Annotated in this window: 28 protein-coding genes and 1 pseudogene; 21 read left to right on the top strand and 8 right to left on the bottom strand. The window is 71.1% G+C overall.

The genetic code is table 11. From position 1 onward, the window contains the following. Positions 1-21: 21 nt before the first annotated feature. Positions 22-225: a hypothetical protein gene (locus JIX55_RS30295; protein ID WP_257566416.1), complete on the bottom strand. Its 204-nt coding sequence runs from the start codon at positions 223-225 to the stop codon at positions 22-24. A gap of 213 nt (positions 226-438) precedes the next feature. Here JIX55_RS30295 and JIX55_RS30290 point away from each other — a divergent pair, with 213 nt between their 5' ends. Together JIX55_RS30290 and JIX55_RS30285 are read left to right on the top strand one after the other, a co-directional pair. Then, entirely contained in the window at positions 439-876 is a 438-nt protein-coding gene (locus JIX55_RS30290; protein WP_003974483.1) for a hypothetical protein, read from the top strand. 137 nt (positions 877-1,013) lie between these two features. Continuing rightward, a pseudogene (locus JIX55_RS30285) lies at positions 1,014-1,322 on the top strand (nucleotidyltransferase domain-containing protein); the annotation flags it as partial. A 76-nt stretch (positions 1,323-1,398) separates the two neighbouring features. Here JIX55_RS30285 and JIX55_RS30275 read toward each other — a convergent pair. Genes JIX55_RS30275 through JIX55_RS30265 form a run of 3 tightly spaced genes read right to left on the bottom strand, consistent with a single transcriptional unit; the run spans position 1,399 to position 3,882 of the window. Next, on the bottom strand, positions 1,399-2,211 hold the full coding sequence (locus JIX55_RS30275) for a WbqC family protein (RefSeq protein ID WP_306820127.1): 813 nt from the start codon (positions 2,209-2,211) through the stop codon (positions 1,399-1,401). After that, positions 2,153-2,842, bottom strand: coding sequence for a YdcF family protein (locus JIX55_RS30270; RefSeq protein WP_257566415.1), 690 nt, complete (start codon positions 2,840-2,842; stop codon positions 2,153-2,155). Before JIX55_RS30270 ends, JIX55_RS30275 begins: the two co-directional genes overlap by 59 nt. Beyond that, positions 2,839-3,882, bottom strand: coding sequence for a helix-turn-helix domain-containing protein (locus tag JIX55_RS30265; protein WP_257566414.1), 1,044 nt, complete (start codon positions 3,880-3,882; stop codon positions 2,839-2,841). The genes JIX55_RS30270 and JIX55_RS30265 overlap by 4 nt, the downstream gene beginning before the upstream one ends. Positions 3,883-4,001: 119 nt before the next feature. Between JIX55_RS30265 and JIX55_RS30260 the strand changes: the two genes are divergently transcribed. The 4 genes from JIX55_RS30260 to JIX55_RS30245 all read left to right on the top strand — a co-directional run bounded on the left by JIX55_RS30260 (position 4,002) and on the right by JIX55_RS30245 (position 6,385). Next, the gene (locus JIX55_RS30260; RefSeq protein WP_257566413.1) at positions 4,002-4,418 is read left to right on the top strand and encodes a hypothetical protein; all 417 of its coding nucleotides are present in this window, start codon (positions 4,002-4,004) and stop codon (positions 4,416-4,418) included. Further along, positions 4,415-4,846 (top strand): hypothetical protein, encoded by a 432-nt coding sequence (locus tag JIX55_RS30255; RefSeq protein ID WP_257566412.1) that lies wholly within the window; start codon positions 4,415-4,417, stop codon positions 4,844-4,846. The genes JIX55_RS30260 and JIX55_RS30255 overlap by 4 nt, the downstream gene beginning before the upstream one ends. A 67-nt stretch (positions 4,847-4,913) precedes the next feature. Beyond that, positions 4,914-6,035, top strand: a complete 1,122-nt coding sequence (locus JIX55_RS30250) for a hypothetical protein (RefSeq protein WP_257566411.1) — start codon at positions 4,914-4,916, stop codon at positions 6,033-6,035. Continuing rightward, the gene (locus tag JIX55_RS30245) at positions 6,032-6,385 is read left to right on the top strand and encodes an ASCH domain-containing protein (RefSeq protein ID WP_257566410.1); all 354 of its coding nucleotides are present in this window, start codon (positions 6,032-6,034) and stop codon (positions 6,383-6,385) included. The genes JIX55_RS30250 and JIX55_RS30245 overlap by 4 nt, the downstream gene beginning before the upstream one ends. 437 nt (positions 6,386-6,822) lie before the next feature. Here JIX55_RS30245 and JIX55_RS30240 read toward each other — a convergent pair whose 3' ends face one another. Continuing rightward, positions 6,823-7,518, bottom strand: coding sequence for an NAD(P)-dependent oxidoreductase (locus JIX55_RS30240; protein WP_257569527.1), 696 nt, complete (start codon positions 7,516-7,518; stop codon positions 6,823-6,825). A gap of 62 nt (positions 7,519-7,580) precedes the next feature. After that, positions 7,581-8,549 carry an EamA family transporter gene (locus JIX55_RS30235; protein ID WP_443046562.1) on the bottom strand — a complete coding sequence of 323 codons (969 nt, stop codon included), beginning with the start codon at positions 8,547-8,549 and terminating at the stop codon, positions 7,581-7,583. A 78-nt stretch (positions 8,550-8,627) separates the two neighbouring features. Here JIX55_RS30235 and JIX55_RS30230 point away from each other — a divergent pair, with 78 nt between their 5' ends. Further along, positions 8,628-9,518 (top strand): LysR family transcriptional regulator, encoded by an 891-nt coding sequence (locus tag JIX55_RS30230; protein ID WP_257569526.1) that lies wholly within the window; start codon positions 8,628-8,630, stop codon positions 9,516-9,518. A gap of 68 nt (positions 9,519-9,586) precedes the next feature. On the opposite strand, the gene JIX55_RS30225 is transcribed toward JIX55_RS30230, so the two are convergent. Further along, positions 9,587-10,771: a M20 family metallopeptidase gene (locus JIX55_RS30225; RefSeq protein ID WP_257566408.1), complete on the bottom strand. Its 1,185-nt coding sequence runs from the start codon at positions 10,769-10,771 to the stop codon at positions 9,587-9,589. Between the two features lie 49 nt (positions 10,772-10,820). After that, the gene (locus tag JIX55_RS30220; RefSeq protein ID WP_257566407.1) at positions 10,821-12,389 is read right to left on the bottom strand and encodes an AbgT family transporter; all 1,569 of its coding nucleotides are present in this window, start codon (positions 12,387-12,389) and stop codon (positions 10,821-10,823) included. Between the two features lie 115 nt (positions 12,390-12,504). Between JIX55_RS30220 and JIX55_RS30215 the strand changes: the two genes are divergently transcribed. The 14 genes from JIX55_RS30215 to JIX55_RS30150 all read left to right on the top strand — a co-directional run bounded on the left by JIX55_RS30215 (position 12,505) and on the right by JIX55_RS30150 (position 26,089). Beyond that, complete coding sequence (locus JIX55_RS30215) at positions 12,505-13,530, top strand: Lrp/AsnC family transcriptional regulator (RefSeq protein ID WP_257566406.1); 1,026 nt, start codon at positions 12,505-12,507, stop codon at positions 13,528-13,530. 174 nt (positions 13,531-13,704) lie between these two features. After that, entirely contained in the window at positions 13,705-14,655 is a 951-nt protein-coding gene (gene bla, locus JIX55_RS30210; RefSeq protein WP_257566405.1) for a class A beta-lactamase, read from the top strand. Positions 14,656-15,038: 383 nt separating this feature from the next. Continuing rightward, entirely contained in the window at positions 15,039-15,725 is a 687-nt protein-coding gene (locus JIX55_RS30205) for a hypothetical protein (protein ID WP_257566404.1), read from the top strand. 212 nt (positions 15,726-15,937) lie between these two features. Next, on the top strand, positions 15,938-17,113 hold the full coding sequence (locus tag JIX55_RS30200) for a pyridoxal phosphate-dependent aminotransferase (RefSeq protein ID WP_443046730.1): 1,176 nt from the start codon (positions 15,938-15,940) through the stop codon (positions 17,111-17,113). A 428-nt stretch (positions 17,114-17,541) separates the two neighbouring features. Continuing rightward, entirely contained in the window at positions 17,542-17,676 is a 135-nt protein-coding gene (locus tag JIX55_RS30195) for a lasso RiPP family leader peptide-containing protein (protein ID WP_257566402.1), read from the top strand. Positions 17,677-17,857: 181 nt separating this feature from the next. Continuing rightward, positions 17,858-19,723, top strand: coding sequence for an asparagine synthase-related protein (locus JIX55_RS30190; RefSeq protein WP_257566401.1), 1,866 nt, complete (start codon positions 17,858-17,860; stop codon positions 19,721-19,723). Continuing rightward, positions 19,720-20,007, top strand: a complete 288-nt coding sequence (locus tag JIX55_RS30185; protein ID WP_257566400.1) for a lasso peptide biosynthesis PqqD family chaperone — start codon at positions 19,720-19,722, stop codon at positions 20,005-20,007. The genes JIX55_RS30190 and JIX55_RS30185 overlap by 4 nt, the downstream gene beginning before the upstream one ends. After that, on the top strand, positions 20,004-20,426 hold the full coding sequence (locus JIX55_RS30180; RefSeq protein WP_257566399.1) for a lasso peptide biosynthesis B2 protein: 423 nt from the start codon (positions 20,004-20,006) through the stop codon (positions 20,424-20,426). The genes JIX55_RS30185 and JIX55_RS30180 overlap by 4 nt, the downstream gene beginning before the upstream one ends. A gap of 14 nt (positions 20,427-20,440) precedes the next feature. Continuing rightward, positions 20,441-21,367 (top strand): ATP-binding cassette domain-containing protein, encoded by a 927-nt coding sequence (locus JIX55_RS30175; protein ID WP_257566398.1) that lies wholly within the window; start codon positions 20,441-20,443, stop codon positions 21,365-21,367. A gap of 23 nt (positions 21,368-21,390) precedes the next feature. Next, positions 21,391-22,278 carry an ABC transporter permease gene (locus tag JIX55_RS30170; protein WP_257566397.1) on the top strand — a complete coding sequence of 296 codons (888 nt, stop codon included), beginning with the start codon at positions 21,391-21,393 and terminating at the stop codon, positions 22,276-22,278. Between the two features lie 162 nt (positions 22,279-22,440). Beyond that, the gene (locus tag JIX55_RS30165) at positions 22,441-22,836 is read left to right on the top strand and encodes a TOBE domain-containing protein (RefSeq protein WP_257566396.1); all 396 of its coding nucleotides are present in this window, start codon (positions 22,441-22,443) and stop codon (positions 22,834-22,836) included. Between the two features lie 162 nt (positions 22,837-22,998). Beyond that, positions 22,999-23,787, top strand: coding sequence for a molybdate ABC transporter substrate-binding protein (gene modA, locus JIX55_RS30160; protein ID WP_443046561.1), 789 nt, complete (start codon positions 22,999-23,001; stop codon positions 23,785-23,787). A 29-nt stretch (positions 23,788-23,816) separates the two neighbouring features. Beyond that, a complete protein-coding gene (gene modB / locus JIX55_RS30155) occupies positions 23,817-24,644 on the top strand; it encodes a molybdate ABC transporter permease subunit (protein ID WP_257569524.1) in 828 nt (275 codons plus the stop codon). A gap of 218 nt (positions 24,645-24,862) precedes the next feature. Then, the gene (locus tag JIX55_RS30150; RefSeq protein ID WP_257566395.1) at positions 24,863-26,089 is read left to right on the top strand and encodes an ABC transporter ATP-binding protein; all 1,227 of its coding nucleotides are present in this window, start codon (positions 24,863-24,865) and stop codon (positions 26,087-26,089) included. Positions 26,090-26,163: the final 74 nt, after the last annotated feature.

The raw sequence follows: 26,163 nt of genomic DNA, 5'->3' as shown, positions 1-26,163 counted from the left end.
GGCAAACACGGCACACATGACTCACATGACTCGCACGGAGCTCAGGGCGACGCCGACCGGACCGACAGCGACATCGACCGGATCCCGAGCGGTTCCGACCGGGCCGAGGACGGTTCCGAGCGGGTCCAGACCAACGGTTCCGATCGAATCCAGAGCGGTGGCCCTGAGCGGATCGGGCGGCGCAGCCGTATGGACGGTATGGACCGTATGGATCGTGCCGATCATGTGGATCGCGTAAATCGTGTGGACGGAATGGATCAGACGGACCGGATGGACCGGCCTGACCTGGTGGATCGCAGGAGTCGCGCGGAACGCAGGAGCCGCGCGGACCGCAAGGACCGTACGGACCGCATCGAGAGTGCGGACCGCGTGGACCGTGTGGAGGGCCTGGACCACGTGGTCAACCGGCTCCGGGCGGGGAGCGGGAATGGTGGTCGGGTGGGGGTGACGTACAAATACTTCGGCGCGCCCGACGGCGCGACCGCGGCCCGCGTCCCGATCTCGATGCGCCCCGAGGAACTCGGCGGCGACGAGCTCGGCATGAACGGCATGTTCACCAAGATCAAGCCGGAGACGATGGCCGCGATGGTGCTGACCGGCATCGAAGGCGTCCCCCTCCACAAGGTGCCCCCGCTCGAACTGGTCGTCCTCCACCCCGACTACGCGGTCGTCAAGCTCCCGATGACCGTCGTCGACCCCCTCCGCGGCATCGGCGAGGAAGCGGTGGGCGCGGCAGCCTTCATCTGGTCGACGGTCCCGGACCGCGGCGGCCCCCGGGACGCCTTCAACGTCTACCAACTCCTCCACGAGTGGCAGGACTTCAGCCACCGACTGCACGAGGCGGGACATCAGCCGTACTGCCTGGTCTGGCCCTGACCGGGGGCTCATGGTTGGCGGGCGGAGCTTTCGGGCTCCGCCCTCGTCATGTGCGGGGAGGGGTCGCCGGGCGGCCAGGGTGCGAGCGCGGCGCAAAACCCGGTGCGTCCCAGGCACAGGGTGCGGATAGTTGCCGTATGGATGCGATTGCCGCTGCACGCACCGTTGTCGACGAACACCACCCTGACGCCCGGGCGGCGTTCCTGGGAGGCAGCGTCGTGACGGGCCGCCGCACGGCGATGTCCGACCTCGACATCGTGGTGCTCCTCCATGGGGCCCCGGCGCCGTACCGGGCAAGCTTCCGGCACGATGACTGGCCGGTGGAGCTGTTCGTGCACACCGAGGCGACCTGGTACGCGTATGTCGAGCGGGAGGTACGCAAGCGCCGGTCACCGCTGCTCTGGATGTGCGCCGCCGGACTGCTGCTCTTCGACACCGACGGTTTGCCGACGTCGCCGGCGATGCCGCAGGCGCAGAGGACGACATACAGGAAGGGCTTCTTCTCCAGGGTAGTCGGCTCGGTCACGCGTGGTCTCCAAGGAGGTGAGCTTCTCGTCCCGCAGCCAATCGGGTCGCCAGTTCACTCGGGCCGGTCTCGCTCAACGCCCAGAGGCTGCTGACCCGTCGGGCCCACTGCCAGAGCCGGTCGCCTGTATCCATAGGTGTGTGGAAAGGCAGAACGGTGGTGCCATGGGCGGCGAACGGCTGGTGGTCGAGGTAGCGCAGGCCGCCGGTGCCACACAGGTAATGGGTGCTGCCGGTGGCCATGGCGAGGTCGGCCAGTCGCTCGGACCGACCCTGACGGGTCGGGATGGCGCTGCTCTCCAGCACTTCACCACTCCAGCCAAGATCGGTGAGCAGGGCGAGGGTCGATGTCCTCGCGACGTCCGCCACGCGGTCCGTGTTCTCGAACCGATTGAGGACCACGTCCAAGACCTCACGCACTGCAGGCCAGTAGCGGCTGCAGCCGTAGTACTGGCGAACGAGGAGACTGACTGTTCGGCGGGACCGGCGCGGCTCGACGAGCAACGCCTGGTTGACGAGCGTCGGGCGCCCGTTGGGCAGGTGCGTGGGGAGCGTGAGCCACTGCTGCCTGGTCGGGTCGTCGAGGGCAGCGAGCCGGGTGCGGTGCTGGTAGTCCCGGCGCGCGAACTGAACGTCGTCGAGGACGATCCACCGGTCGGCGGCGAACAGCTTGGCCAGCGTGGACAGCCGGGGAAACAGATTCGGCTGGTGGATGGCGCATATCCCGCCACTCGCCCCGAGTCGACGTGTGTCAGCTGGTGATGAGACGACTGTCGAACCCCGCGCGCAGAAGTCGCTCGTAAGCGTCATACACATCCCGCGATACATCCTGTTCGACGGCGAAGCCGAGCTTCGGGTACTCGATCACCCGTTGCAGGTCCCCGACGAGCATGTCGACGACGAGCTTCTCGTCACCGATGGACTTGATGTAGTCGTCCAACTCCAGCGGCTCGGAGGCGCAGACCACCTCGGCCTCGGGCCACAGCTTGCGGCAGGTCGCGTACGAGCGGCGTTCCATGTACGGCTTGGAGATGAGCAGCAGCGACTCCACCGCTACTTCGGCCTCGGCCAGCAGCTCGCGGGAGAAGGTGATGTTCTGGCCGGTGTTCGCCGCCTTCGACTCGACCAGGACCGCCTCGTCCGGCACGCCCAGGCCCAGGGCGTGCTCGCGGTAGTGGACGGCCTCGCCGCGCGGGAAGCGGGCGCGGGTGGTGGGGCTGTTGCCGCCGCTGAACACCACGACGGGGAAGAGGCCAGCCCGGTAGAGGTCGGCGGCCGTGGTGGCCACGCCGAGGTCGTGGCTGCCCAGGCCGATCGCCGCAGAGCAGGGCCGCGCTTCGTGGTCCATCTGGTGGTAGTTCCAGATCAACGTCGCGTCGTGGAACTGCTCGTCGGTGATCTGGCGCTGCTGGTGCTTCGGCACTGGCACTCCCTGACTCATCCCTGCTGACCCTTTCGGATGCCCTCGATGCTGCGCAGCTGGTGGCTCAGCCCGAACTGCTGGGCCACCTGTGCCGCCTGATCGAGGACGGACAGCCCATCATTCCGGGTCGCCGCATCCGACAGAAGGATGTGCCCGTACGCGGTGTCCAACCGCACCCGCTGCATCGGGGAGTCGACTGTGCCAGTGGTGCGCGCGATGTCGATGTAGTGCAGGGCCTGCTTGAGATCGCCAGCGCCGCGGTGGGCGAGCGCGCGCTTCTGGTGCGCGACCGACCAGTCCTCCGGCTCGCCCAGGTCCTCGAAGGCGCGAGTGGCGTCCGCCATCACGTTGGTGGCGTACTCGTTGTTGCCCTCCTTGCTCAGCGCCGTTCCCACCCAGAGCTGGGCGCGGACCCGGTCGCGCGGGCTCAGGCGCTCGTCCGTGGCGAGGAGTTCGTAGTGGCGGGCGGAAGCTTCGAGCCGGCCGGACATCTCCTGCACGACCGCGAGGGACAACTCGATCTGCGTCACCCGGCGCGGGATGTCGAGTTCGGTGAACATGCCGCGGGCGGTCCGGTAGGAGTGAAGAGCGGAAAGCGGGCCGACGATCGCGCCCTGGTCCCGCTGAAGGTCACCGAGCAGGACGAGCGAACGGCCGTACAAATAAAGGCCCTTGTCGTCCAAGCCGCGTGGGTCGTGGCTTCCCAGCCAGCGGTTCAACAGGGTGGAGGCGAAGGGGAAGTCCTGGCGGCTGACGCAGACCACGGCGCGCTCGATGTCCTCGGTCCAGGTCTCGTAGTCCGCCGGCCTTGCGCTCTTCCGCTCCGGGAACAGCACCCCCTCGAACCGGGCATGGGCGGCAGCATCGGCACGAGCGAGCGCGGTGTCGAGAATCGCCTGGGTGTCGGGCCGGGGCTGCGTTTCGGCTCCTAGGCTCTCCCACTTGGCCACCGTACGCAGCGCGACGCCGAGGTGTTCGGCGAAGGCCCGCGTGCTCATACGCAGGGCAGCGCGCAGAGCGCTCGCTTCCCGGCCCGTCCACTGCTGCACGCTGACCACGGATTACCTCCCTCCGTCACGTATGGAAGCACTCTCGGTGACGACGTGGGGCGGGAAGTGCAACGGAAGTACAACACCAGGTCATTTCAAGGCCGTTCACGCCAGCCAACGCTGTGGACATGGACGACGAACTCATCACGGAACGCCGACGCGTCGCCTTCCCGCAGGTCTTCGGCTACCTGCGACACGTCACCGGTGGCCTGGTCCGCCATGCGGCGCTCGTCGACTGCCTCACCGATTACTGCCGCCGGCACGAACTGGACCTCTGCGGCGTCTTCACCGACCGCGACGCCACGGTGGCCATCCGCTCCCCCGCCTTCGTCGGGCTGGTCGACGCCCTCGAACTACCCGACACCTACGGTGCCGTGGTCCCCGCCCTCAGCCACGTCGGCCCCAGGGGCATCGGCACCGAACGGAAGCGGCAGATAGGGCTAACGGGCGCCCGTCTGATCGTGGTCCGCTCCTTCAAGTCGACCACGGAGTCCGCGCCTTCCCTCGGCACGAGCCCCAACCTCCAGCCGCAGGGGGACACATGATGTCCGTGCGCGACGCGCTGCGCAGCGCACCCATGGTCAGCGACGTGCCCGGACTGCGTCTGCTGAAGGTCGGTGACGGCTGGGACCTCGTGCGCACCTCTGCCGAGACCGGTCTCCTGGCCCTGGCCCACCTTCGCGGCACCGGTGCGTCGATCGGCCCGGTGCTCTACGACGGGCCCAACGAGCGCCTCTACTACGCCATCGCGACCGGCACCGCCGACAGCTGGGACGACCTGCCAGTACGGCACCTCTCCACCAACTCCTGGCTCGTCGCACCCGGCGTCGATCTGCTCGACGACTGGTTCGGCGGCTGGTGCGAACTACCCGACGACAACACCCTCACCGACCCAGACGCCCTCCGCACCGCACTCCAACACCCGTACGTCGCCGGTGCCCAGGAAGAAACGCGCTCTGACGCCGGTATCTAGGGGCGGGCACGTCCCGCCAGACCCAGCAACACCTACTTCCGTCCGACCTGACCGCAAGGGGACATCCATGACGCCCCACCTCGTCTCACCGAACACCGTCCTCGCCAACGCCCTTCTCCGCGCCGAGGACGTCCTGACACCACGCATCCTGGCCGCTCCGTCCGAACGGATCGTGCTGGTCGTCGGCACCCAGATCAACGGCGCCCCGCATATCGGCACCTCGCTCGTCCAGGCGCTCTCCTTCGCCATGGCCGCCCGCCTGCGAGACCGCTTCGGCATCCCCACCGAGGTCCTCTTCAGCGCCCTCGACAACGCCCCGTACGAACTGTCCACAGACCCGGCCAGCGGCCACCGCCACCAACTCGCCTACGCCCAGGCCCTCGGCAACCAGGCCCTGACCGACCTCGTCGCCGCCCTGTACCGACCCCTGTTCACGGCTCTCTCCCGGCGCCTGGGCATCCCTCACAGCGTCGAGACCTACACCCAGCAGCAAGCTGGCGAACACTTCCGCCGCACCTGGCTGCGGCTACTGCCCCGACTCGACGCCGCCCGCTGGTGGCTCGCCCCCTCCACCGGCACCCCACACCTTCGAATCCCCTGCCCGCACCCCGGCTGCGGCTGGTCGGAGAAGCACGCCGAACGCACGCGCGTGCACCTCACCGACCGAGAAGGTGCCGGCGTCGATGCCGTCTGCCTCCACCACGGCCCCTACCAGGTCACCATCACTCCCACCGTCGGCGCCTACCTCGACTTGGCCACCCTGTACCGCAACCTCGTCAAGGAACTCGCCCTCACCAGCACGGGGACAGGTGGAACTCTGCACGTCATGGTCAAGGGCGGCGACTGGGTCTTCGGCTCCCTCCTCGTCGACGAAGCCCTCCAAGCCGTCGGCCTCACTCGCGCCCAGCTCCCCGCCCGCGTGTTCTGCCCACAAGTCGTCACCGACACCGGCGCGAAACTCTCCAAGTCCCTCATCCGCGAAGGCCACGCCCCGTTGCCCGAAGGCGCCGCCGACTGGATGCTCGACACCCGGCAATGGCCCGGCACTGTCACCGAGTACGCCGACCAACTGCTGGCCACGGCCGAGACCCTACTGTCTGACCCCCGACACTTCTTCCGCTCGTACTCCGCGGCCGAGATCGGCCGCCTGCTCACCGCACCAGCACTCAGGAGCATTCCCGCCCCATGAGCAACACCACCCCGCGCGTCCGCGAACTCAACCTCTACCGCCAGTACTTCAACCTCGTCGCCGCCGGCACCAAGACCATCGAAGTACGGGTCAAATACCCACACCTCGCCGACCTCGCGGCCGGTGACGTCATCCGATTCCGCATCAAGGGCACGGACGAGACCTGCGAGGCCGAGGTCACCCGAGTCACTGAATACTCGGACTTCGAGGCCCTGCTCGACGGCGAAGGGCCTGCCAGCGTCAACCCGGACACCAACCGCGACGAACAACTCGCCAACATCCGGAAGATCTACCCACCCGAGAAGGAAGCTCTCGGCGCTCTCGCCATCGAGATCCAACTCGTCCGCTAACTTAGCTTCTCCTGCCCAACGAGGTCGCTGCGATCGTTCCGGTGATGAGCCCGCCCTGCAGCACGGAATCGAGTTCCGCGTGCTCCCATCACGCAGGCATGCACAGTTGCGTGCGCCCCGCAATCGGCACATAGCTTCCTCGTTGACGTGTACAGATCGCATGGACACTTGGGGGGCGTACAGGTTGAATCCGAAACCAACCGCGGCGAAAGGCGTGTTACGGGACCTTGCGCAGCTGTCGAATGTAGCCGTTCAGTCGGATGTGGCGCTGATCGGCAGTGTCGAGACCGGCCGTGGCAAGGGATGACAAGAAGCGTGCGGAGAAAGGCACTTCGCGGCGGCGCAAGAGCGGCTTAGAGGCCCTGCCGAGGGCGGAACTTGGGCAGTCGGTAGAGCTGGCTCCGTGGCACGTACTGCACGATCTCGCTCGCTTGGGCTCACGCCGGCGGAGGCTCCTCGTGGTGGACGACCGTGATGAGGTGTTCGGGGCCAGGGGTCTCCAGTTCGTCGATGACGGCGGCGGCCAGGTCCTCGGCGCTGATCCAGGATCGGCCGTCGGGGCTGGTGAGCAAAGTGTCGGTGCCGCGCCGATAGCTGCCGGTTCGTTCGCCGGGCTCCAGCAGGGCCGGCGGGCTCAGGTAGACCCAGTCGGCAGCGGCATGAGCCTGGCAGGTCCGCAACTGGGCGACCCCGGCGGCGGCTACGGGCTTCAACTCGGCCGGCACATAGGCGGGGTTGTCGGCGACCAGCAGATCGTGGTCGTCGGGGCTGCGCAACGCCCCGGCTCCGCCGACCACGAGGACGCGCATTCCGAGCTGTGCGGCGATGTCCAGCACCGTACGGGTGGTGCCGACCAGGAACTCCTGGTCGACCGGATTGGTCCGCACGGTCAGGACGACGGCGTCCGCGGCGCCGCTTGATGCGGATCCCGCAAACGCCTCGCGTACGGCGTGCGGGTCGTTCGCGTCGACCGCGATCGGCGTCAGGTTTGCCTGGCCCGCCCGGTTCTTCTGGTTCGGGTTCTCGCTCGCGGGCTTCCGGGACAGGGCGAGCACCTGGTGTCCACGTGCGCCGGCCTCGGCGATGACCCGGCTGCCGACCATCCCTGTGGCGCCGAGCACGGCGATCGTCATGGCTGTCTTCACCTTCACGTTCTCCTTCACGTTCTCCTTCACCTTCGTCTTCGTCTTCGTCTTCATCGGACCAGTCCTCCTCGTATGCGGTTCGGGGTGTTGAGCTGCGCGGCGAGCAGGGCGGTCAGGGCGAGGGCGAAACCGAGGGTCTGCGGCAGGTTCAGTGACTCGCCCAGCGCGACGCCGACGACGGTCGCGACGAGTGGAGACAGCAGCACCAGCGGTGCGGACGCGCCGACCGGCAGCTTTCCGATCCCGCGGAACCACAGGGTGTGCGCGATCAGCCCTCCCACGCTGCCGAGCCACAGGTAGCCGCCGACCGCTCCGGCGTCGATCCGCGGCGGTACCCCCTCGATCGCGAGGGTGAGCGGGAGCAACAGCAGGCCGCCGGCCGTCAGTTGCCAGCCGGCCAGAGTGAGGGGACCAACCCCGGCGGGTCGGCCCCAGCGCTTCATGAGGACGATCCCGCCCGCCATGGTGGCCGTACCGCCGAGGCCGGCGAGCACCCCCACGGCATCCAGCCGTGCCTCCGGCCCGAGCACGACGAGTCCGACGCCGACCACGCCGAGCACACCCCAGGTCAGTCGCCAGGCCGTCGGCCGGTCGCGGAGCACCGCGACGGCCAACCCGGCGACCAGCAGCGGCTGGGTGGCGCCAAGGGTGGCGGCGGCGCCGCCCGGGAGCCGTTCTGCCGCCACGAACAACAGCGGGTACAAGGCACCGATGTTGAGCATCCCGAGGACGGCGGCCTTCCACCACCAGTCCCCGCGCGGGAGCACGCGGGTGATCGCCAGCGCGAGCAGCCCGGCGGGCAGGGCGCGCATCAGCCCGGAGAACAACGGATGTCCGGGCGGCAGCAGTTCGGTGGTCACGGCGTACGTGGTGCCCCAGGCCGCGGGAGCGAGCGCGGTCAGTGCGACGGTCGCCGCCTGCTGCGCGTACGAGGTCGGCGGCGGCCCCGGTAACCGCTCGGTCAAGGTCCGCGGGTTCTGCGTGTCACGAGCACTCCGCGTGCTCTGTGCGTTCTGCATGTGAGGAAGTCTCAGGAGCATTAACCATGAATGCAAAGCATGCTTGCCATGGCAGCCATGAACGACAACGATGATTGCGTGGATCTCCAGCAGATGCGATACGTCGTCGCCGTCGCCGAAACCCGCAACTTCACCCGCGCCGCCGAGCGCTGCTCGGTGGTGCAGTCGTCGCTCAGTCATCGGATCGCCGGGCTGGAACGGGAGCTCGGGGTCAAGCTGTTCGCCCGGTCCAGCCGCCGCGTCGAGCTGACCAGTGCCGGAACGGCGTTCGTCGCCGGCGCGCGCGAGTGCCTGGCCGCTGCCGACCGCGCGGTCGCCGACGCCGCCGCCGCGAACGGCGTGGTACGCGGCCGACTCGCCGTCGGCGTGATCGTGACCACGGCTGCGGTCGACGTACCCGAGTTGCTGCAGCGATACCGTGCCCGGCACCCGGACGTCCGCGTCTTCCTCCGTTCCGGACGCAGCGACGACCTGGCCGCGGCGATCCGGAACGGCGACCTGGACATCGCCTTCCTGGGCCTGCCGGAGGGCGAACGGCCGTCCGGCGTGGAAACCATCGTCCTCGACCATGACGAGCACGTACTGGTGGTGCCGGCCGGACACCGGCTGGCCGGCGCTTCCCGCGTCGCGCTCCAGGAGATCGCCGAGGAGACGTTCGTGGACTTCGTGGCCGGGACACCTGCCCGGGCCCAGTCCGACCAGGCGTTCGCTGCCGCGGGGCTGGTCCGCGACGTCGCGTACGAGGCCGGCGTCGTCGAGCTGATCACCCGGCTGGTCACGCGCGGGCTCGGCATCGCGCTACTGCCGTCGGCGTTCGTCCGACCGCTGGCCGCCGACCATCCCGAACTGGCGCTGGTCCCGGTGGCCGACGGGCCGCGTCGCGTCGAGTATCTGGCGTGGAGCCGCTTCAACCCCAGCCCGGCCACCCGAGCGATACTCGACGTCCTCGGGGTCGGGGGACAGACGTAGTCCGGGCAGGGGTGGTGGCCCATCCGCCGTAGCCCGGGCAGGGGTGGTGGTGGCCCGTCCGCCGGCGTTCAGCCCCGTAGCGGCTCCGTCAGGCGGAGCAGCAGGCCGGCGACCAGGGCCGTCTGGGTGGGCACGGTGTCGGGGTGGATGTACTCGCCCTGGGCGTGGGCGCCGTCGCCGATGGCGCCCATGCCGCAGAGGACGGGCAGGCCGAGGGCGGAGATGAAGTTGGCGTCGCTGGCGCCGCCGACGGCGGTGTCCGCAAGGGGGGCGCGGCCCTGGTCGTGGGCTACTTCGCGGGCGAGGTCGAGGAGGGGGGCGGAGGCGGCGTTGAGGGTCATCGGGGGGCGGTTCCAGGCGTGGTCGACCTCGATGCGTACGCGGGGGTCGATGACCTGGATGGCGGCGAACTCGGCGTCCACGCGGTGCTGTTCGCTCTCGCTGCTGACCCGGATGTCGATGCCTGCGGTGGCCGACCCGGCGACGACGTTGATGGCCGAACCGCCGCTGATGAGGCCGGTGTTGATCGTCGTACCCCGCTCGGGCGCGGCGACGGCCGCGGCGGCGAGCACGAACTCGGACAGTGCCAGGATCGCGCTCGCCCCGTCCTGGGGCGCGAGCCCGGCGTGTGCCTCCACGCCGGTGGCCGTGACCTTGAAGATTCCGGAGCCCTTGCGGGCGGTCTTGACCGCACCGTGGGCCGTGGGCTCCAGGACCAGCGTCGCGTCGACCTTCTTGGCGGTCTCCTCGATCACCGGGCGGGAGGACAGGGAGCCGATCTCCTCGTCGCCGTTGAAGAGGAAGGTGACGGTGGGGACCGGGGCGCCGCTCTCCCTGGCCAGCTTCAGTGCCCAGATGCCTTGTGCCAGGCCGGTCTTCATGTCGAAGATGCCCGGGCCGCTGAGCCTCGCCCGTCCGTTCTCGTCCGTCGCCGCCGGCTGTTCCCACCCGGCCAGCGTGCCCGTCGGCCACACCGTGTCGTAGTGGCCGACCAGTGCGACGTGGCCGGCGCCCGTGCCCGCATAGGTGAGGGTCAGGGTGTCCCCGTACGCCCCGCCGGGGTACCGGTGTTCGTGGCCGGGCGGACCGAGGCGGGTGACCGCGACCTCCCGCAGGACGTCCAGGCCCGCCGCGAGGGCCGGCAGGTCGTAGCTGCCGGTCTCGTGGCGTACGAGGGTCAGGATGTCGGCGATGATCTCCGCCGAGACGTCCTGGGCGCGGGCGGTGAGGGCGGCGGCATGCGATGCGGTCATGGTCTGCCTTCTCGTGCGACGGCGTTCGTGTACGGGGGGGGCTTGCGGGTCAGCCGATGCCGAAGGGGAGGCCCAGCAGGTACCAGGCCACGAAGAACGCGATCCAGACGACCCAGACGACGGCGGCGATCGGGATGGTGAAGGAGGCGAGGGTGCCGATGCCGGCGGACTTCCTGTACTGCTGGACGAAGCCCAGCGCCATCACGAAGTACGGGCTCATCGGCGTGACGCAGTTGGTGACGGAGTCGGCGACGCGGTAGACGGCCTGGGTGGTCTCGGGCTCGATGCCGATGAGCATCAGCATGGGGATGAAGACGGGTGCGGCCAGGGCCCAGAGTGCGGAACCGCTGGTGATGAGGAGGTTCATCAGAGTGATCAGTACGGCGATGCCGACCAGCACGGTCCAGCCGTCGAGCCTCAGGTCGCGCAGGGTCTCCGCGCCCGAGACGGCGAGGACGTTGCCGATGTTCGTCCACTTGAAGTAGGCGAGGAACTGGGAGATCGCGAAGAAGAGGACGAGGATCGGCGCCATCGACCGGGTGCCGTCGGCCATCGCGGAGACGATGTCGCGGGCCGCGGAGAAGGTGCCGGTCATACGGCCGTAGACGGTGCCGAGGACGGCGAAGAACACGCCGAGGACGAGTGCCGTCCCGCCGATGAGCGTGGAGTCGACGATGCCGCCGTGTTCGCCGCGCAGCGGTGAGGACGTCGGGATCATGGCGACGGTCAGGAGGGCGGCGTAGCCGAGCGCGACCAGGCCGGTCACGCGCAGGGCGCGGCGCTGGCGCGGGGTGACCTCGATCGCCTTCAGCTCGTCGGCGCTCAGCGCGGTGACGGGCTCGTCGGGCTCCAGGTCCGGGCGGCGGGCGAGGACCTTGTCGACGACGAGGGTGATCACCAGGGCCACGAGGACCGACGAGGCGAGCCCGAAGAAGTAGTTGGCGACCGGGGTGACGACATGGTCGGCGTCGATGGTCCGGGCGGCGGCGGTGGAGATCGAGGACAGCAGGACGTCGGTGGTGGTGAGGGACGGCGAGGCGTCGTAGCCGGCCGAGATGGAGACGTACGCGACGACGCAGCCGAGGACCGGGCTGCGGCCCGCCGCGCGGTAGACGAGCGCGCCGAGCGGGATGAGGGTGACGTACGCGGCGTCGCCGGCGACATGGCTGACCATGGCCGTCATCGACAGCGCGAAGGTCAGATACCGGCCGGGGACGCGCGCGACCATCCGGCGCAGGAGGGCGGAGAAGAGGCCACTGCGTTCGGCGACGGCGATGCCGAACATCACGGTGAGGATGGTGGCCAGCGGCGGGAAGGCCGCGTAGTTCTCGACCGCCCCCTCGACGGCCATCGTGATGCCGTCCCTGCTGAGCAGGGACAGCACCTTGATCTTCTCGTCCGTCCCGGGGTGCACGGCGCTGACGCCGAGCGCCGCCAGCACGGCGCTGAGGACGGCGACGACCGCCGCGAGGATCCAGAACAGCCAGAACGGGTGCAGGAGTCTGTTGCCGATCTTCTCGATCGCCGCGAAGCCCCGGAACGCGGCACGGAGGGCTTTCGACCGGGGTTCGGCCGGCTGTGGTTCGGTCGGCTGCGGCTGGGCAGAGGTGGCACTCATCGGTACCTCTTCGCGCACTGGAGGGATGTTCCTGCACACGATGACATCTGCATGAGAGATTTCCTAGACTTCCGACGTAACATCGGGATTAATCGGCGGTCTAAGGTGGGGCAGCATGACCCGCCCTCTCCTCGACGAGCTCGACCGGCGCCTCATCGGGGCGCTGCACCTGGCACCCCGGGCCACCTGGGACGACATCGGCGGGATCCTTTCCGCCGACGCCAGCACCCTCAAACGCCGTTACGACCGGCTGCACGAGGCCCGGATGGTGCGGGTGATCGGGCAGGCCGACTGGGGCATGCACTCCACGGCGATGCCGGTCCACGTCTTCCTGGACATCACCGGCGAAACCCCGCTGGCCGTCCTCGACCGTCTCCGCGACCTGCCCCACCTCCAGCTCCTCGCCCAGATCTCCGGCGACTACCCGCTCTACGCGGTCGTGCACGCCCCCTCCGAGGCGGCCACCAGCGAGGCGGTCGACCGGATGTTCTCCGTCTCCGGTGTCCGCCGCGTCAACTCCCTGCCCGCGCTCAGCACTCTGCGCCGGGGCATCACCTGGGATCCGCAGTTCCTGACCGACACCGAGCGGGCCGAGCTGCTGAAGCTCACCGGGGGCCGGCCGGAGGGCACCGCGACCGCGACGCCCCCCGCCAAGCCCCTCAGCGAGGCCGAACGCACCGTCGTGGCCCAGCTGATCAGGGACGGCCGGGCCTCCTCCGCGAGCATCGGACGGGCTGCGGGCCTGGCCACCTCCACCGCGCACCGCGTCGTCCGCCGGGTCCTGGACGAAGGCTGGGTCAAGCCCCGGCTGGAGATCGTGTCGGAATGGCTGGGCTTCCAGACCCCGTTCATCCTCCGGCTGCGGGTCGCCCCCGGCGAGACCCCCGACGTCATGCGCCGTATCGACCGGCTCCCCCAGACCCGCCTCGCCGCCCACGTCGCCAGCGACATGTCCGTCCTCGCCACCGGCCTGGTCACCGACCGCTCCGCCCTGGCCGCCTTCATCGACAACGAGCTGGCCGAGATCCCCGGCATCGTCACGGTCGGCGTCGACGTGATGCTCGCGGAGCCCCGCCGCTACTGGCTCGACCGCGACCTCGGCTCGGGCCTCGGGGAGTTCCACGCCCCGGCGTTGCTGTGAACCACCGGCCGCGCCGGGCGCCTCGTCCCTTGCCCGACTTGCCGAGGGGCCGACGGGCGTGACGGGTTGTGCGGGACGAGACCGCCGGGGCAGAGGGAAACCGGTGTTCCGGTGGGGGCGTCTTCAGGGACGTACGGAGATCACTACCGGATACGGAGGAACACAGTGGATCGGATGCATACCGGATGGGGCGGCACAGGATCACGTCCCACCCCGGAGCGAAGCCGCCGCGCGGTGCTCGCCCTCGGCGCCGTCGGTGCCGGCGCGGCGTTCGCGGCTGCCGTGCCGGGGACGGCTTACGCCTCGGCCCCCGGCGACGCGGGGCTCGCCCGGCGACTGGGCGAGTTGGAGCGGGAGTACTCCGCGCGGCTGGGGATCTTCGCCCACGACACGGCCACGGGGCGCACGGTGGCGTACCGCGCGGACGAGCGGTTCCCCATCTGCTCGGTGTTCAAGACACTCGCCGCCGGCGCGGTCTTACGGGACCTCGACCGCGACGGTGAGTATCTCGCCCGGCGGATCCACTACACGAAGGAGTACGTCACGGCGGCGGGCTATGCGCCGATCACCGGCACGGCCGCGAACGTGGCGGGCGGCATGACCGTCGGGGAGCTGTGCGCCGCCACCGTCTCGCACAGCGACAACGGGGCGGCGAACCTGCTGCTGCGCGAGCTGGGCGGACCGACCGCGATCACCCGGTTCAGCCGCTCGCTCGGCGACCGCACGACCCGGCTCGACCGCTGGGAGCCCGAGCTGAACTCGGCGGAGCCTTGGCGGACGACGGACACCACCAACCCGCGCGCGATCGGGAGGACCTACGCGCGGCTCGTCCTCGGCCGGGCCCTGCCGGACGGGGACCGGGAACTGCTGACCGGCTGGCTGATCGCCAACACGACCAACATCCAGCGCTTCCGCGCCGGTCTCCCCGCCGACTGGACACTCGCGGACAAGACCGGGGGCGGATCGGCGTACGGCGTCGCCAACGACGTGGGCGTCGTCTGGCCGCCCGACCGGCCGCCCCTCGTCCTGGCCGTCCTGTCGACCAAGTACGACCCCGCAGGGCCCACGGACAATCCGCTGGTGGCCAGGGCGGCGGGGCTGGTGGCGGGGGCACTCACGACCTAGACCTAGAGGCGACCGCCTTCACGTCCCACTCGGCGACCGCCTTCACATCCCACTTGGCACCCGCCGCGGGTCACGTCCGGGCACCCGCCGCGGGTCACGTCCGGGCGGGCGCCGCGGGTCACGTCCGGGCGGGCGCCGCGGGTCACGTCCGGGCGGGCGCCGCGGGTCACGTTCGGGCGGGCGCCGCGTCGACGCGGCCGATCGGGCAGTGCCCTTTCCGGGTGCTGCCCTTTCGGGTGGTGGCCTTTCGGGTGCTGCCCTTTCGGGTGGTGGCCTTCGGGGTGGTGGCCTTCGGGGTGGTGGCTGGAGAGACAATTTCGGGCGCGTGCCGGGGTTCGTAGGGTCGTTGACGCAGGTAAACGCACGCGTCACGGGGAGCACAGATGCTTACTTCCACCACCGGTCGACTGACGACCGCGGCCGTCGCCACGGTCGCCGGTCTCGCTGTTCTCGCGCCCGCCGCCCAGGCCGTGGAGCAGGCGCCGGCGAAGCCCGCGGTCAAGCTGACCGTCGCCGGTTACACCAAGTACCTCAAGGCGCAGAAGACGCCCGCGGCGAAGCAGACCCTCAAGAGGTTCCAGGGGCTGAGCAAGGGCCAGCAGACCGTCTTCGTGAAGGACCTCCAGGACCGCAAGATCTACAAGGCGCTGCTCGGCAAGGTGGCGGCGCCCGTGGGCAAGCCGGTCAGCATCACCGACCCGTACAACAAGGAAGTGCGCTTCGTCACCAAGGCGTCCTCGACCGTCTCCAAGGACAAGAACCGCACGACGACCGTCAGCTTCACGGTGACCCAGGAGATCTTCCGCATCCCGGTCACCAGCGAGACCCTGACCATCAGCTACCCGACGGCCGGCAAGGGCCCGAAGCGGGCGAAGGCCAGCGCCAAGGTCACCAACGTCAACGCGGCCATCGACATCAAGCACGGCCGCGTCAGCGTGAAGGGCTTCGGCGCCAGCACCTCCTGGGCCGCCATCCCGCAGGTGAAGTCCTTCGGCAAGGCCGCGTACAAGGGGCAGACCGTCTTCGGCTCCAAGAGCAGCTACCGGGCCGCCCTCAAGAACGTCGGCTGATCCACAGAGGAATCTCGGCCGATACACCGGAACATCTCGGCCGACCCATCATCGGCCGACCCACCCGCGCGCGCCCGTGCCACCGGGCGCGTTCGCGAGGCCCAGGACCACCTCCCGTCCTGGGCCTCGCCCCTGCCGCTGGCCCCGACCCCCCTCCGGGCCGCAGCATGAGCGGCATGAGCAACGTGAGCGGCAGGAAAGACACGAGCGGCATGCGGATCTCGCGGCGGGCCCGCGCCGTCGCCCCCTTCTACGCGATGGAGTTCGCCAAGCAGGCCGCCTCGCTGGCCGCCCAGGGGCACGACGTCGTCAAACTCAGCCTCGGCGAACCGGACTTCGGCGCACCCCCGGCCGTCCTGGACGCGGTGCGCCAGGTCATGGACGGGCGTCCGATGACCTACACGGAGGCGCTCGGGCTGCCCGCCCTGCGGCAGGCCATCGCGCGGTTCTACGGCGAGCAGCACGGCGTCGACGTCGATCCGGGCCGGATCGTCGTCACGGCCGGCGCCTCGGCCGCGCTCGTGCTGGCCACCGCCGCCCTCGTCGACCCCGGTGACGAGGTCCTCATCGGCGACCCCTCCTATCCCTGCAACCGGCAGATCGTCGAGAGCTTCGGCGCCGAGGTCACCCTCGTCCCCACCACCTCCGCGAGCCGGTTCCAACTCGACGCGGCGTCGGTGCGGTCGCACTGGACGGACCGTACGCGCGGCGTCATGATCGCCACCCCCTCGAACCCCACGGGCACCTCGGTCCCGGCCGACGAACTGGCCGCGATCTGCGACCTCGCCCGTGAGCGCGGCGCGTGGCGCCTCGTCGACGAGATCTACCTCGACCTCGGCGACCACGACGAGCGGGGCCGCCCACCGCGCAGCGCACTCTCGCTCGACCCCGACGCCGTCGTCATCAACAGCTTCTCGAAGTACTTCGGCATGACCGGCTGGCGGCTCGGTTGGTGCGTCGTCCCCGAAACCCTCGTACCGGCCCTCGAACGCCTCGCCCAGAACTACTTCCTCTGCGCCTCCGCTCCCGCCCAGCACGCCGCCCTGGCCTGCTTCACCCCCGAGTCGCTCGCGGTCTGCGAGGCCCGCCGGGTCGAGTTCGGCGAGCGGCGCGCGCTCGTCCTGGACGGTCTGGCGCGGATCGGGCTGCCCGTCCCGGTGCCGCCGGACGGGGCGTTCTACGTCTACTTCGACGTCGGCGGGACCGGCCTCACCTCCTGGCAGTTCTGCGAACGCGCCCTGCGGGAGGCACACGTAGCCCTCACCCCGGGCAAGGACTTCGGCACCCACACCGCCGACACCCACGTCCGCCTCTCCTACGCGGCCTCGGCGGACGAGCTGCGCGAGGGGATCACCCGGCTGGGGAAGTTCATGGCCACGTTGCGGTGAGCCGGCTCAGCCGGCGAACCGGTCGCGGCAGCCGTCTCCGTCCGCATAGGACCACGTCCCCGCAGTCGCAGACCACGTCCCCCCGGTCGGCGCTTTCAGCCATTGTCGGATTAGCGGAGGACGGAAAACGGCCATGGCTCGATGAATATCCTTCCTCCCTATTCGATCTTCTCGAAAGGGATACCGAATCACCGAGAGGAAGGGTTTAGCCGTGCCGGGGTGGACACCGGAGAACCCGAGCGTCACAATCGCCCGCGCGAACGACGGCCGCCCCGGCCCGGTCATTCAGGCATCGACGCGCGCATAAACTCGAATATCCACTCGACCTCCACTCCTCCGCAGCGGCGAAAACCGCCCCTTGCGAGCCGTACTTCCGGCATCGCAGCATGTATCCGGAATTTCCACCCGTTCATGGAAGGAGACATGCGATGGAGCAGCCCCAGACGGACGAGAAGCCGGTGTACGAGCCGCCGGCGGTGGCCGAGGTCGCCGAATTCTCGGAACTGACCACCGGTTGCGGGTTCGACTTCTTCGAGATCCCCGCCCAGCACAACATCTGCTGATTCCGATGATTCCGATCGTCACGGCACATTCGACGTGACGGGTCGCGGCCGGGACCGGACACCCGCCTCTTTCCGGGCCGAGTGTACGAGATCCCGGCCGCGGCCGGAATGCATTCACCCATTCCGACGTGCTTTCGGAACGTTTCTTCAATTCGGGCAGCAAACAGAAAACAGGGGGTCGATGAGCGTGATGCCGGAATGTACGACGCCGGGCAGCGGCTGGTTCGCGGTGCTGCCCGACTGTGACGCGGCGCGGGCGGCGGCCGCGGTGCTGGGCGAGGAGGCGACGCGGACCGTGGAGCACGCGTCCGGGCGGCCGTGGCTCGTCGGGCAATGGGCGGAGGACGAGACGGTCGTCGCGACGGTCGGCGACGCCCGGGTGGCGGTCGTGGGGCTCTCCCCGCTGACCGAGCCCCGCCTCGCCGCACTCGTCCGGGAGGACGACGCGCTCGGCTCACTCGACCGGCTCGGCACCGGCCCGGTCGGCGGCTGCCATCTGCTGGCGTCGCAGTCGGGGCGGCTGCGCTCCCAGGGCACGGCCTCGGGGCTGCGGCGGCTGTTCTCCGCCCGGGTGGCCGGGGTCGTGGTCGCCTGCGACCGCGCGGACGTCCTGGCCACGGCCATCGACGCCGGGATCGACGAACGCCTGGTGGCGCTGCGGCTCGTGGACCCGCTGATCCCGCACCCCCTCGCCGAGCGCCCCCTGTGGCGGGGGGTGTCGGCGGTCCCGGCCGGTACGGCCCTGCTGACGGACGCCGACGGCAGCGCCCGCACCCGGCGCTGGTGGCAGGCCCCCGAGCCCGAACTGCCCCTCGCCGAGGGCGCTGAGCGGCTGGCCGAGGCACTCGCGGACGCGGTGGCCGTACGCACCGCCGGGGGCGGGGTGATCAGCTCGGACCTGTCCGGCGGGCTGGACTCCACCTCGCTGTGCTTCCTGGCCGCGCGCGGGCCCGCCCGGCTGCTGGCCCTCACCCTCGCCGGCGCGGACCCCGCCAACGACGACCTCTCCTGGGCCCGACGGGCGGCGGCGCACCTGTCGGACACGGACCACCATGTGCTGCCGATGGACGAACTGCCGCCCCACTACACCGGTGTGCTGCGCGCCGGCGAGGGCGTCGACGAGCCGTTCACGGGCGGCCGCGTCCGCGCCCCGTTCGCCGAGACCGCGCGCCGCCTGGCCGGGCTGGGCTCGCGGCTGCATCTGTCCGGCGAGGGCGCCGACCAGATCCTGTCCGCGCGGCCGCCGTATCTGCACACCACGTTCCGCACCCGGCCGCGCACCGCGCTCACGCATCTGCGCGCCACCCTCTCCGCCCAGCGCTGGCATCCGCTCCCCACGCTGAGAGCGCTGGCCGACAGCCGCTCGTACGGGCGCTGGCTCGCGGACACCGCCCGCGATCTCTCCCCCGTACTGGCCCTGGACGGCTCCCCCGCCCTGGGCTGGCAGATGCTGCGCCCCCAACTCCCGCCCTGGGCGAGCCCGGACGCGGCGGCCGCCGTACGCGAACTGCTCCGGCAGACCGCGATCGAAGCCGAACCCCTCGCGCCGACCCGGGGGCAGCACGAGGTCCTGTGGTCCGTGCGCAACGGCACCCGGCTCGCCCGCCAGCTCACCCGCGTCACCAGCGAGGCCGGTCTGCCGACGCACTACCCGTTCTACGACGACCGCGTGGTCGAGGCGGCCCTGTCCGTGCGGCTGCACGAGCGCACCACCCCGTTCGCCTACAAGCCGCTCCTGGTGCGGGCGATGCGGGAGGCGGTGCCCGCCGAGCTGCTCGCCCGCCGCACCAAGGGCGAGTACAGCGCCGAGATGCAGAGCGGACTGCGAACCCGCCGCGCTGACCTGGCCGAACTCCTCGACCAGCCGCTCCTCGCCACCCTCGGTCTCGTCGACGCCGACGCCCTGCGCCGCGCCTGCCTCAGCATGTTCCCGCCCCGCCTCTCCCCCGTGACCCTGGAGGCGACCCTGGCCGTCGAGACCTGGCTCCGCGCCCATGCGGGCCCGGCCTCGGCCACGCCCGCCCTGGGAAGCGAGGCGGCGGCATGAGCACGACCGGGAAGCGGAACAGGAACGCGGGGACGCGGTTGCGACGGCATGTCTCCGTCTCCGACGTGGAGGACGGGATGGTCCTGCTCGACGAACGCGAGGGCCGGTACTTCAAGGTGAACGCGAGCGGCGCGCTGATTCTGCGGGCCCTGATCGACGGGGCCTCGCCGGCCGACGCGGTCCGGGCGCTCGTGGAGCGGTACGAGGTCTCCGAGGAGCGTGCGGCGGCCGATGTCGACACGCTGACCGCCGAGTTGGCGGGCAACGGGCTGGTGGTGTCATGAGCGTCCCCTCCGTCTTCCAGGAACGGCGCCGCCTGCCCCCGCACCGGCGGCCGCTCCCCCTTCTCGCGGTGGGCGCCGCGCATCTGATCGGCCGGCTCTCCCCGCTGCGTATCCGGCGGATCCTGACGGCCTGTTCCCGCGGCGGCCGCCCGGCCACGTACGCCGAGGCCGCGCGGGCCCGCGCCGACGTGGTCGCGGTGAGCGTGCGCTGCGCCGGCCAGGGCTGTCTGCCCCGGTCCATCGCCACCGCGCTGCTCTGCCGCGCCCGCGGCACCTGGCCGACATGGCGCACGGGCATGCGTACGGTCCCGATGGTCGCCCACGCGTGGGTGGAGGCGGAGGGCCGTCCGGTCGACGATCTGCCGCTCACCCCGGGCATCCCACCGCTCATCACCGTCGCGCCACGGGCGCGCTCGTAGCAGAGGAGGCTGCCATGCCGGGCGACGACATCGCCGTACGCGCCGAGGAACTCGGCAAGCTGTACGGGACGCGCGAGGCCGTGGTCGGACTCGACCTCACCGTCCCGGCGGGCCGGATCTTCGGCTTCCTCGGCCCCAACGGGGCGGGCAAGACCACCACCATCGGCATGCTCTGCACCCTGCTGCGCCCGACCCTGGGCGACGCATGGGTGGCCGGGGCGCACGTGGTCCGCGACCCCGCGCGGGTACGGCGCCGGATCGGCGTCGTCTTCCAGGAGCAGACCCTGGACCAGGATCTGACGGTCATGGAGAGCATGCGGCTGCAGGCCGAGCTGTACGGGCTGCCCGGCGCGGCGGCCCGCGCGGCCGGTACGGCCCTGCTCGGCCTGGTGGGTCTCGCCGACCGGGCCGGGCACGTGGTCCGCACCCTCTCCGGCGGCACCCGCCGCCGCCTGGAGATCGCCCGGGCGCTGGTGCACGGACCGCGGGTGCTCTTCCTCGACGAGCCCACCGCCGGTCTCGACCCGCAGACCCGGGCCGCCGTCCGGGAGTATCTGCGGCTGCTGTGCCGGGAGCACGGCATCACCGTCTTCCTGACCACGCACCATCTGGAGGAGGCCGAGCACTGCGACCGCATCGCCATCATCGACCACGGCGAACTGGTCACGGAGGGCACGCCCCGCGAGCTGAAGTCGGTCATCGGCGCCGACCTCGTCACCCTGCGCACCGATGACGACGAGCGGGTCGCCGAGGCCGTGCGCCGGTCCTTCGGCCTGCCCACGGAGACCGGCCCCGACGGCGTACGCCTGCGCGCACCCGACGGCGCCGCCCTCGTCCCCCGCCTCTGCGCCCAACTGACCGTCCCCGTCCGCTCCGTGACCGTCACCTCCCCCACCCTCGACGACGTGTTCCTGCACCACACGGGCAGCACGATCCGCTAGCCCTTCCCGAGGAGGCATGCCCCTTGTCGTCGGCGACCACGTCCGACTCCCTCGCACTCCCCGACCCCGACGCGACCGCCGACAGCGGTGAACCCGACCGCCGTGACCAGCCGTTCGCCGGCGATCTGCGGACCGTGCGGATCCTGTGGCGGCGGGAGATGACGCGGTTCCTGCGCAACCGGGCCCGGCTGGTGATGGGGCTGGCGGCGCCGCTGCTGTTCCTGTTCGTGCTCGGCAACGGGATCGGCTCCGCCGGGGGCGACCTCGGGCACTACCAGGCGTTCCTGTTCCCCGGCACGCTGCTGATGGTCGTGCAGGGCCCGGCCGTCGCCGTCGGCACGGTGATCATGTGGGACCGGCAGTCCGGGTTCCTGCGCCAGATGCTGGTGGCGCCGGTGCGGCGCGGCGCGGTCCTGGCGGGCATCTGCCTCGGCGGTGCCACGACCGGGGCCCTGTACGCGCTGCCGGTCCTCGCCCTCGCCGGCCCCATGGGGCTGCCCTACCATCCCCGGCTGCTGCTCGTCCTGGTCGAGGTCGCCCTGCTGGCGTTCGCGCTCACCGCCCTGGGCGTCTCGGCGGCCGTGTGCATCCGCCGCCCGGAGACCTTCCAGATCGTGTCGGGCCTGGCGATGGCCCCGGCCATGCTCCTGTCCGGCGCGCTCTTCCCCGTCGGCGGCCTGCCGTCGTGGCTCGGCGCCGCCGTCCTCGCCAACCCGCTCAGCTACGGCGTCGACGCCCTGCGCCGCACCATGCCCGACCCCGACCCGACCGCCGCCGCCCCGGCCTGGTTCCACGCCGGCCCCGAGTGGTGGGGCTGGGCCCCGCCGGTCCTTCTCGAACTCGCCCTCGTCACCGTCCCGTCCCTGCTCCTGCTGCTTCTGGCCGCCCGCCGCTTCTCCCGTATCGACTGACCGTTTCTCCCGCATCGGCTGACGTTTCTCCCGCATCGGCCGACGTTTCCCCCGCATCGGCCGACGTTTCCCCCGCATCGGCCGACTGTCCGGCGCACTCGCTGCGCCTGTCGTCGGATGCGGGAGGCGAGGGGGCGCCCGGCGGCGCATATCTTGGCGTTCATGCAGTCCTACACAATCGGTCAGGCCGCGCGGCTGCTCGGGGTGAGCCCCGACACCGCGCGGCGGTGGGCGGACGCGGGCCGGGTGGCGACCCGGCGCGACGAGAGCGGGCGTCGGCTCATCGACGGGAAGGACCTCGCGGCCTTCTCCGTGGAGCTGGCCTCGGACACCGCCGACGAGGCCGACGTGCCGTACACGTCGGCCCGCAACGCCTTCCCCGGCATCGTCACCGCCGTGAAGCTCGGTGACGTGGCGGCCCAGGTCGAGATCCAGGCGGGCCCGCACCGCCTGGTCTCCCTGCTCACCCGGGAGGCCGTGGAGGAGCTGGGCCTGGAGGTCGGCATGGAGGCCACGGCCCGGGTGAAGTCCACGAACGTACACATCGACCGGAGCTGAACGGCACGTCCAGGAGGCCGCACATGCTCCCCTCAACCCCTCAGTGACGTGGCTCATGCGATGCTGCGGGCGACTTTCCCCTCGCAGATGCGTCAAGATGGTCGGCGTAGCGTCCGGCCTGCTGGGCAGGTCGGCCCTGAGGGAGTGGGTAGGGAGATCGTGATGATGCGTTCCGTGCGTCTGGTCGCCGGCGCGGGTGCCGCCGCGCTGCTGGTGACCCTGAGCGCCTGCTCCTCCTCCGACGAGGGGTCGCCCTCCGGCTCCTCGGCGAAGCTCTCCGGCACGGTGACCGTGTTCGCCGCCGCCTCGCTGAAGGAGAGCTTCACGACGCTGGGGAAGCGGTTCGAGGAGGCCCACCCCGGTACGAAGGTGACCTTCAACTTCGGCGGCAGCGACTCCCTCGCCGCGAGCATCACCGGCGGCGCCCCGGCCGACGTGTTCGCCTCCGCCAGCCCCAGCACCATGGCGATCGTGACGGACGCGGGCGACGCCTCCGGCACCCCCGCCACCTTCGTCCGCAACCAGCTGGAGATCGCGACCCTGCCGGGCAACCCCGACGGGATCGCCTCCCTGAAGGACCTCACCAAGTCGGGCCTCAAGGTCGTGCTGTGCGACAAGGAAGTGCCGTGCGGCGCCGCCACGCAGAAGGCACTGGAGGCCGGCGACCTGAAACTCACCCCCGTCTCGTACGAACAGGACGTCAAGGCGGCCCTGACGAAGGTCGAGCTGAACGAAGCCGACGCGGCGGTCGTCTACAGGACCGATGTGAAGGCCGCGGGTGACAAGGTGGAGGGCGTGGACTTCCCCGAGTCGGCCGACGCCGTCAACGACTACCCGATCGCCCTCCTCAAGGACGCGCCCAACGCCGACACCGCCAAGGCGTTCGTCGAGCTGGTGCGGTCCGCGGAGGGCCAGAAGGTCCTGACCGGGGCCGGATTCCTGAAGCCGTGAGCAGGCCCTCCGACAGCCAGGGCGCCACGATGACCGGTGGCACGACGAAGGGCGGGGCACGGCGGGTACGGCGCCTGCGCGGCTCCGTACCCGTCCCGCTGCTCCTGCCCGCGCTGATCGGCCTCGCCTTCCTCGTGCTGCCGCTGGTCGCGCTGCTCGTACGGACGCCGTGGTCGAGCCTGCCGGAGCAGCTGACCAGCGCGGAGGTGTGGGAGGCGCTGCGGCTGTCGCTGGTGTGCGCGACGCTGGCCACGGTCGTGAGCCTGGTACTCGGGGTGCCGTTGGCGTGGCTGCTGGCCCGGGTCGAGTTCCCGGGCCGTGGTCTCGTACGGGCCGTTGTCACCCTCCCCCTCGTCCTGCCCCCGGTGGTCGGCGGTGTGGCCCTGCTGATGGCGCTCGGCCGCAACGGTGTGGTGGGGCGCCTGCTGGACGACTGGTTCGGGCTCACCCTTCCGTTCACCACCGCCGGGGTCGTGATCGCCGAGGCGTTCGTCGCGATGCCGTTCCTCGTCATCAGCGTCGAGGGCACGCTCCGGGCCGCCGACCCGCGCTACGAGGAGGCCGCGACGACGCTGGGGGCCTCCCGGTTCACCGCGTTCCGCCGGGTGACCCTGCCGCTGATCGCCCCCGGGGTCGCCGCCGGCGCGGTCCTCGCCTGGGCACGGGCGCTGGGCGAGTTCGGGGCGACGATCACCTTCGCCGGCAACTTCCCCGGCCGCACCCAGACCATGCCCCTCGCCGTCTACCTCGCCCTGCAGAGCGACCCGGCCGCCGCGATCTCCCTCAGCCTGGTACTGCTCGCGGTGTCGGTGGCGGTGCTGGCGGGGTTGCGGGACCGTTGGATGACCGCGTCGTGAGAGTGCGGCGCGGAGCGGCGCGGATGGGAGGCCGGGCGAGCGGGGTACCGGGCGGGCGGGGGTACCGGGCGGGCGAAGCTGCGGGCCGGCGGAGTGGCGGGCCGGAGGAGTGGCGGGCCGGCGAAGCCGCAGGCCAGCCGGCGAAGGGGGACGAGCCCGGCGGAGTGGCGGGTGGGTGACATGCCGAGCAAGCAGGGTGACGAGTGAGCGACGTGCCGATGAGTGAAACCCCGACCGGCGTCCACCCGGCCCGCGCCAACGGCGCCAAGGGCGCCGATGGCTCCGATGGCTCCGAAGGGCTGGACGCCCACCTCGTCGTCCAGCGCGGTGACTTCCGCCTGGACGTCTCCCTGACGGCCGCCCCCGGCGACGTGGTGGCCCTGCTCGGCCCCAATGGCGCCGGAAAGACCACCGCGTTGCGCGCCCTCGCCGGCCTGACCCCGCTCACCGGCGGCCATCTACGACTGGACGGGGCCGCGTTGGAGCGTACGGCGCCCGAGTCCCGCCCGGTCGGCGTCGTCTTCCAGGACTATCTCCTCTTCCCGCACCTCACCGCCCTGGACAACATCGCCTTCGGCCCCCGTTGCCAGGGCGCACCCAAGGGGGAGGCCCGCGCACAGGCCGCCGAGTGGCTGGAGCGGATGGGACTCGCCGAGTACGCCGGAACCAAGCCGCGCCGCCTCTCCGGCGGCCAGGCCCAGCGCGTCGCCCTCGCCCGCGCCCTCGCCACCCGCCCCCGCCTGCTGCTCCTCGACGAACCCCTCGCCGCGCTCGACGCCCGCACCCGCCTCGACGTACGGGCCCAACTCCGGCGCCACCTCGCCGAGTTCGAGGCCGTCGCCGTACTCGTCACCCACGACCCCCTGGACGCCATGGTCCTCGCCGACCGGCTCGTCGTCGTCGAGCACGGCCGGGTGGTCCAGGAGGGCACCCCCGGCGACATCGCCCGCCACCCCCGCACGGACTACATCGCCCACCTGGTCGGCCTGAACCTGTACCGGGGGCAGGCCGAGGGCCACGTCGTACGACTGGACACGGAGGGCATGGCGGCCGCGGGAGCCGTAGGCGACAGCACAGACGACCGAGTCCCGACGGGCACGCCGGCGAAGGCCACGGTCCGCCCGGCGGGCACGCCGGCGAAGGCCATGGCCCGCCCGGCGATCACGACCACCGAGGACCTCACCGGCCCCGTCTTCGTCGCCTTCCCCCCGAGCGCCGTGACCCTCCACCGCGACCGGCCCACCGGCTCCAGCGCCCGCAACCTCTGGCGGTGCGAGGTGGCCGGCCTGGAGGTCCACGGCGACCAGATCCGCGCCGACCTCACGGGCGAACTCCGCCTCACCGCCGACCTCACGACCGTGTCGGCCGCCGAACTCGGGCTCCACACGGGCACACCGGTATGGGCGACGGTGAAGGCGACGCAGACCCACGCGTATCCGGCCTGAGCCCACGCGTATCCGGCCTGAGCCCACGCGTATCCGGCCTGAGCCCACGCGTATCCGGCCTGAGCCCACGCGTA

It is taken from the genome of Streptomyces sp. DSM 40750, assembly GCF_024612035.1.
GTDB lineage: Bacteria > Actinomycetota > Actinomycetes > Streptomycetales > Streptomycetaceae > Streptomyces.
This window is presented reverse-complemented; position numbering and strand designations above follow the sequence as displayed.

Excerpts from the sequence above, each read along its gene's own strand:
- JIX55_RS30295 (WP_257566416.1), bottom strand. The coding sequence starts at position 225 with ATGATCGGCACGATCCATACGGTCCATACCGTCCATACGGCTGCGCCG.
- JIX55_RS30275 (WP_306820127.1), bottom strand. The coding sequence starts at position 2,211 with ATGACGCTTACGAGCGACTTCTGCGCGCGGGGTTCGACAGTCGTCTCA.
- JIX55_RS30270 (WP_257566415.1), bottom strand. The coding sequence starts at position 2,842 with ATGAGTCAGGGAGTGCCAGTGCCGAAGCACCAGCAGCGCCAGATCACC.
- JIX55_RS30260 (WP_257566413.1), top strand. The coding sequence starts at position 4,002 with ATGGACGACGAACTCATCACGGAACGCCGACGCGTCGCCTTCCCGCAG.
- JIX55_RS30255 (WP_257566412.1), top strand. The coding sequence starts at position 4,415 with ATGATGTCCGTGCGCGACGCGCTGCGCAGCGCACCCATGGTCAGCGAC.
- JIX55_RS30250 (WP_257566411.1), top strand. The coding sequence starts at position 4,914 with ATGACGCCCCACCTCGTCTCACCGAACACCGTCCTCGCCAACGCCCTT.
- JIX55_RS30245 (WP_257566410.1), top strand. The coding sequence starts at position 6,032 with ATGAGCAACACCACCCCGCGCGTCCGCGAACTCAACCTCTACCGCCAG.
- JIX55_RS30240 (WP_257569527.1), bottom strand. The coding sequence starts at position 7,518 with ATGACGATCGCCGTGCTCGGCGCCACAGGGATGGTCGGCAGCCGGGTC.
- JIX55_RS30235 (WP_443046562.1), bottom strand. The coding sequence starts at position 8,549 with ATGCAGAACGCACAGAGCACGCGGAGTGCTCGTGACACGCAGAACCCG.
- JIX55_RS30225 (WP_257566408.1), bottom strand. The coding sequence starts at position 10,771 with ATGACCGCATCGCATGCCGCCGCCCTCACCGCCCGCGCCCAGGACGTC.
- JIX55_RS30220 (WP_257566407.1), bottom strand. The coding sequence starts at position 12,389 with ATGAGTGCCACCTCTGCCCAGCCGCAGCCGACCGAACCACAGCCGGCC.
- JIX55_RS30215 (WP_257566406.1), top strand. The coding sequence starts at position 12,505 with ATGACCCGCCCTCTCCTCGACGAGCTCGACCGGCGCCTCATCGGGGCG.
- bla (WP_257566405.1), top strand. The coding sequence starts at position 13,705 with ATGCATACCGGATGGGGCGGCACAGGATCACGTCCCACCCCGGAGCGA.
- JIX55_RS30205 (WP_257566404.1), top strand. The coding sequence starts at position 15,039 with ATGCTTACTTCCACCACCGGTCGACTGACGACCGCGGCCGTCGCCACG.
- JIX55_RS30200 (WP_443046730.1), top strand. The coding sequence starts at position 15,938 with ATGCGGATCTCGCGGCGGGCCCGCGCCGTCGCCCCCTTCTACGCGATG.
- JIX55_RS30195 (WP_257566402.1), top strand. The coding sequence starts at position 17,542 with ATGGAGCAGCCCCAGACGGACGAGAAGCCGGTGTACGAGCCGCCGGCG.
- JIX55_RS30190 (WP_257566401.1), top strand. The coding sequence starts at position 17,858 with ATGAGCGTGATGCCGGAATGTACGACGCCGGGCAGCGGCTGGTTCGCG.
- JIX55_RS30185 (WP_257566400.1), top strand. The coding sequence starts at position 19,720 with ATGAGCACGACCGGGAAGCGGAACAGGAACGCGGGGACGCGGTTGCGA.
- JIX55_RS30180 (WP_257566399.1), top strand. The coding sequence starts at position 20,004 with ATGAGCGTCCCCTCCGTCTTCCAGGAACGGCGCCGCCTGCCCCCGCAC.
- JIX55_RS30175 (WP_257566398.1), top strand. The coding sequence starts at position 20,441 with ATGCCGGGCGACGACATCGCCGTACGCGCCGAGGAACTCGGCAAGCTG.
- JIX55_RS30165 (WP_257566396.1), top strand. The coding sequence starts at position 22,441 with ATGCAGTCCTACACAATCGGTCAGGCCGCGCGGCTGCTCGGGGTGAGC.
- modA (WP_443046561.1), top strand. The coding sequence starts at position 22,999 with ATGATGCGTTCCGTGCGTCTGGTCGCCGGCGCGGGTGCCGCCGCGCTG.
- modB (WP_257569524.1), top strand. The coding sequence starts at position 23,817 with ATGACCGGTGGCACGACGAAGGGCGGGGCACGGCGGGTACGGCGCCTG.
- JIX55_RS30150 (WP_257566395.1), top strand. The coding sequence starts at position 24,863 with ATGAGTGAAACCCCGACCGGCGTCCACCCGGCCCGCGCCAACGGCGCC.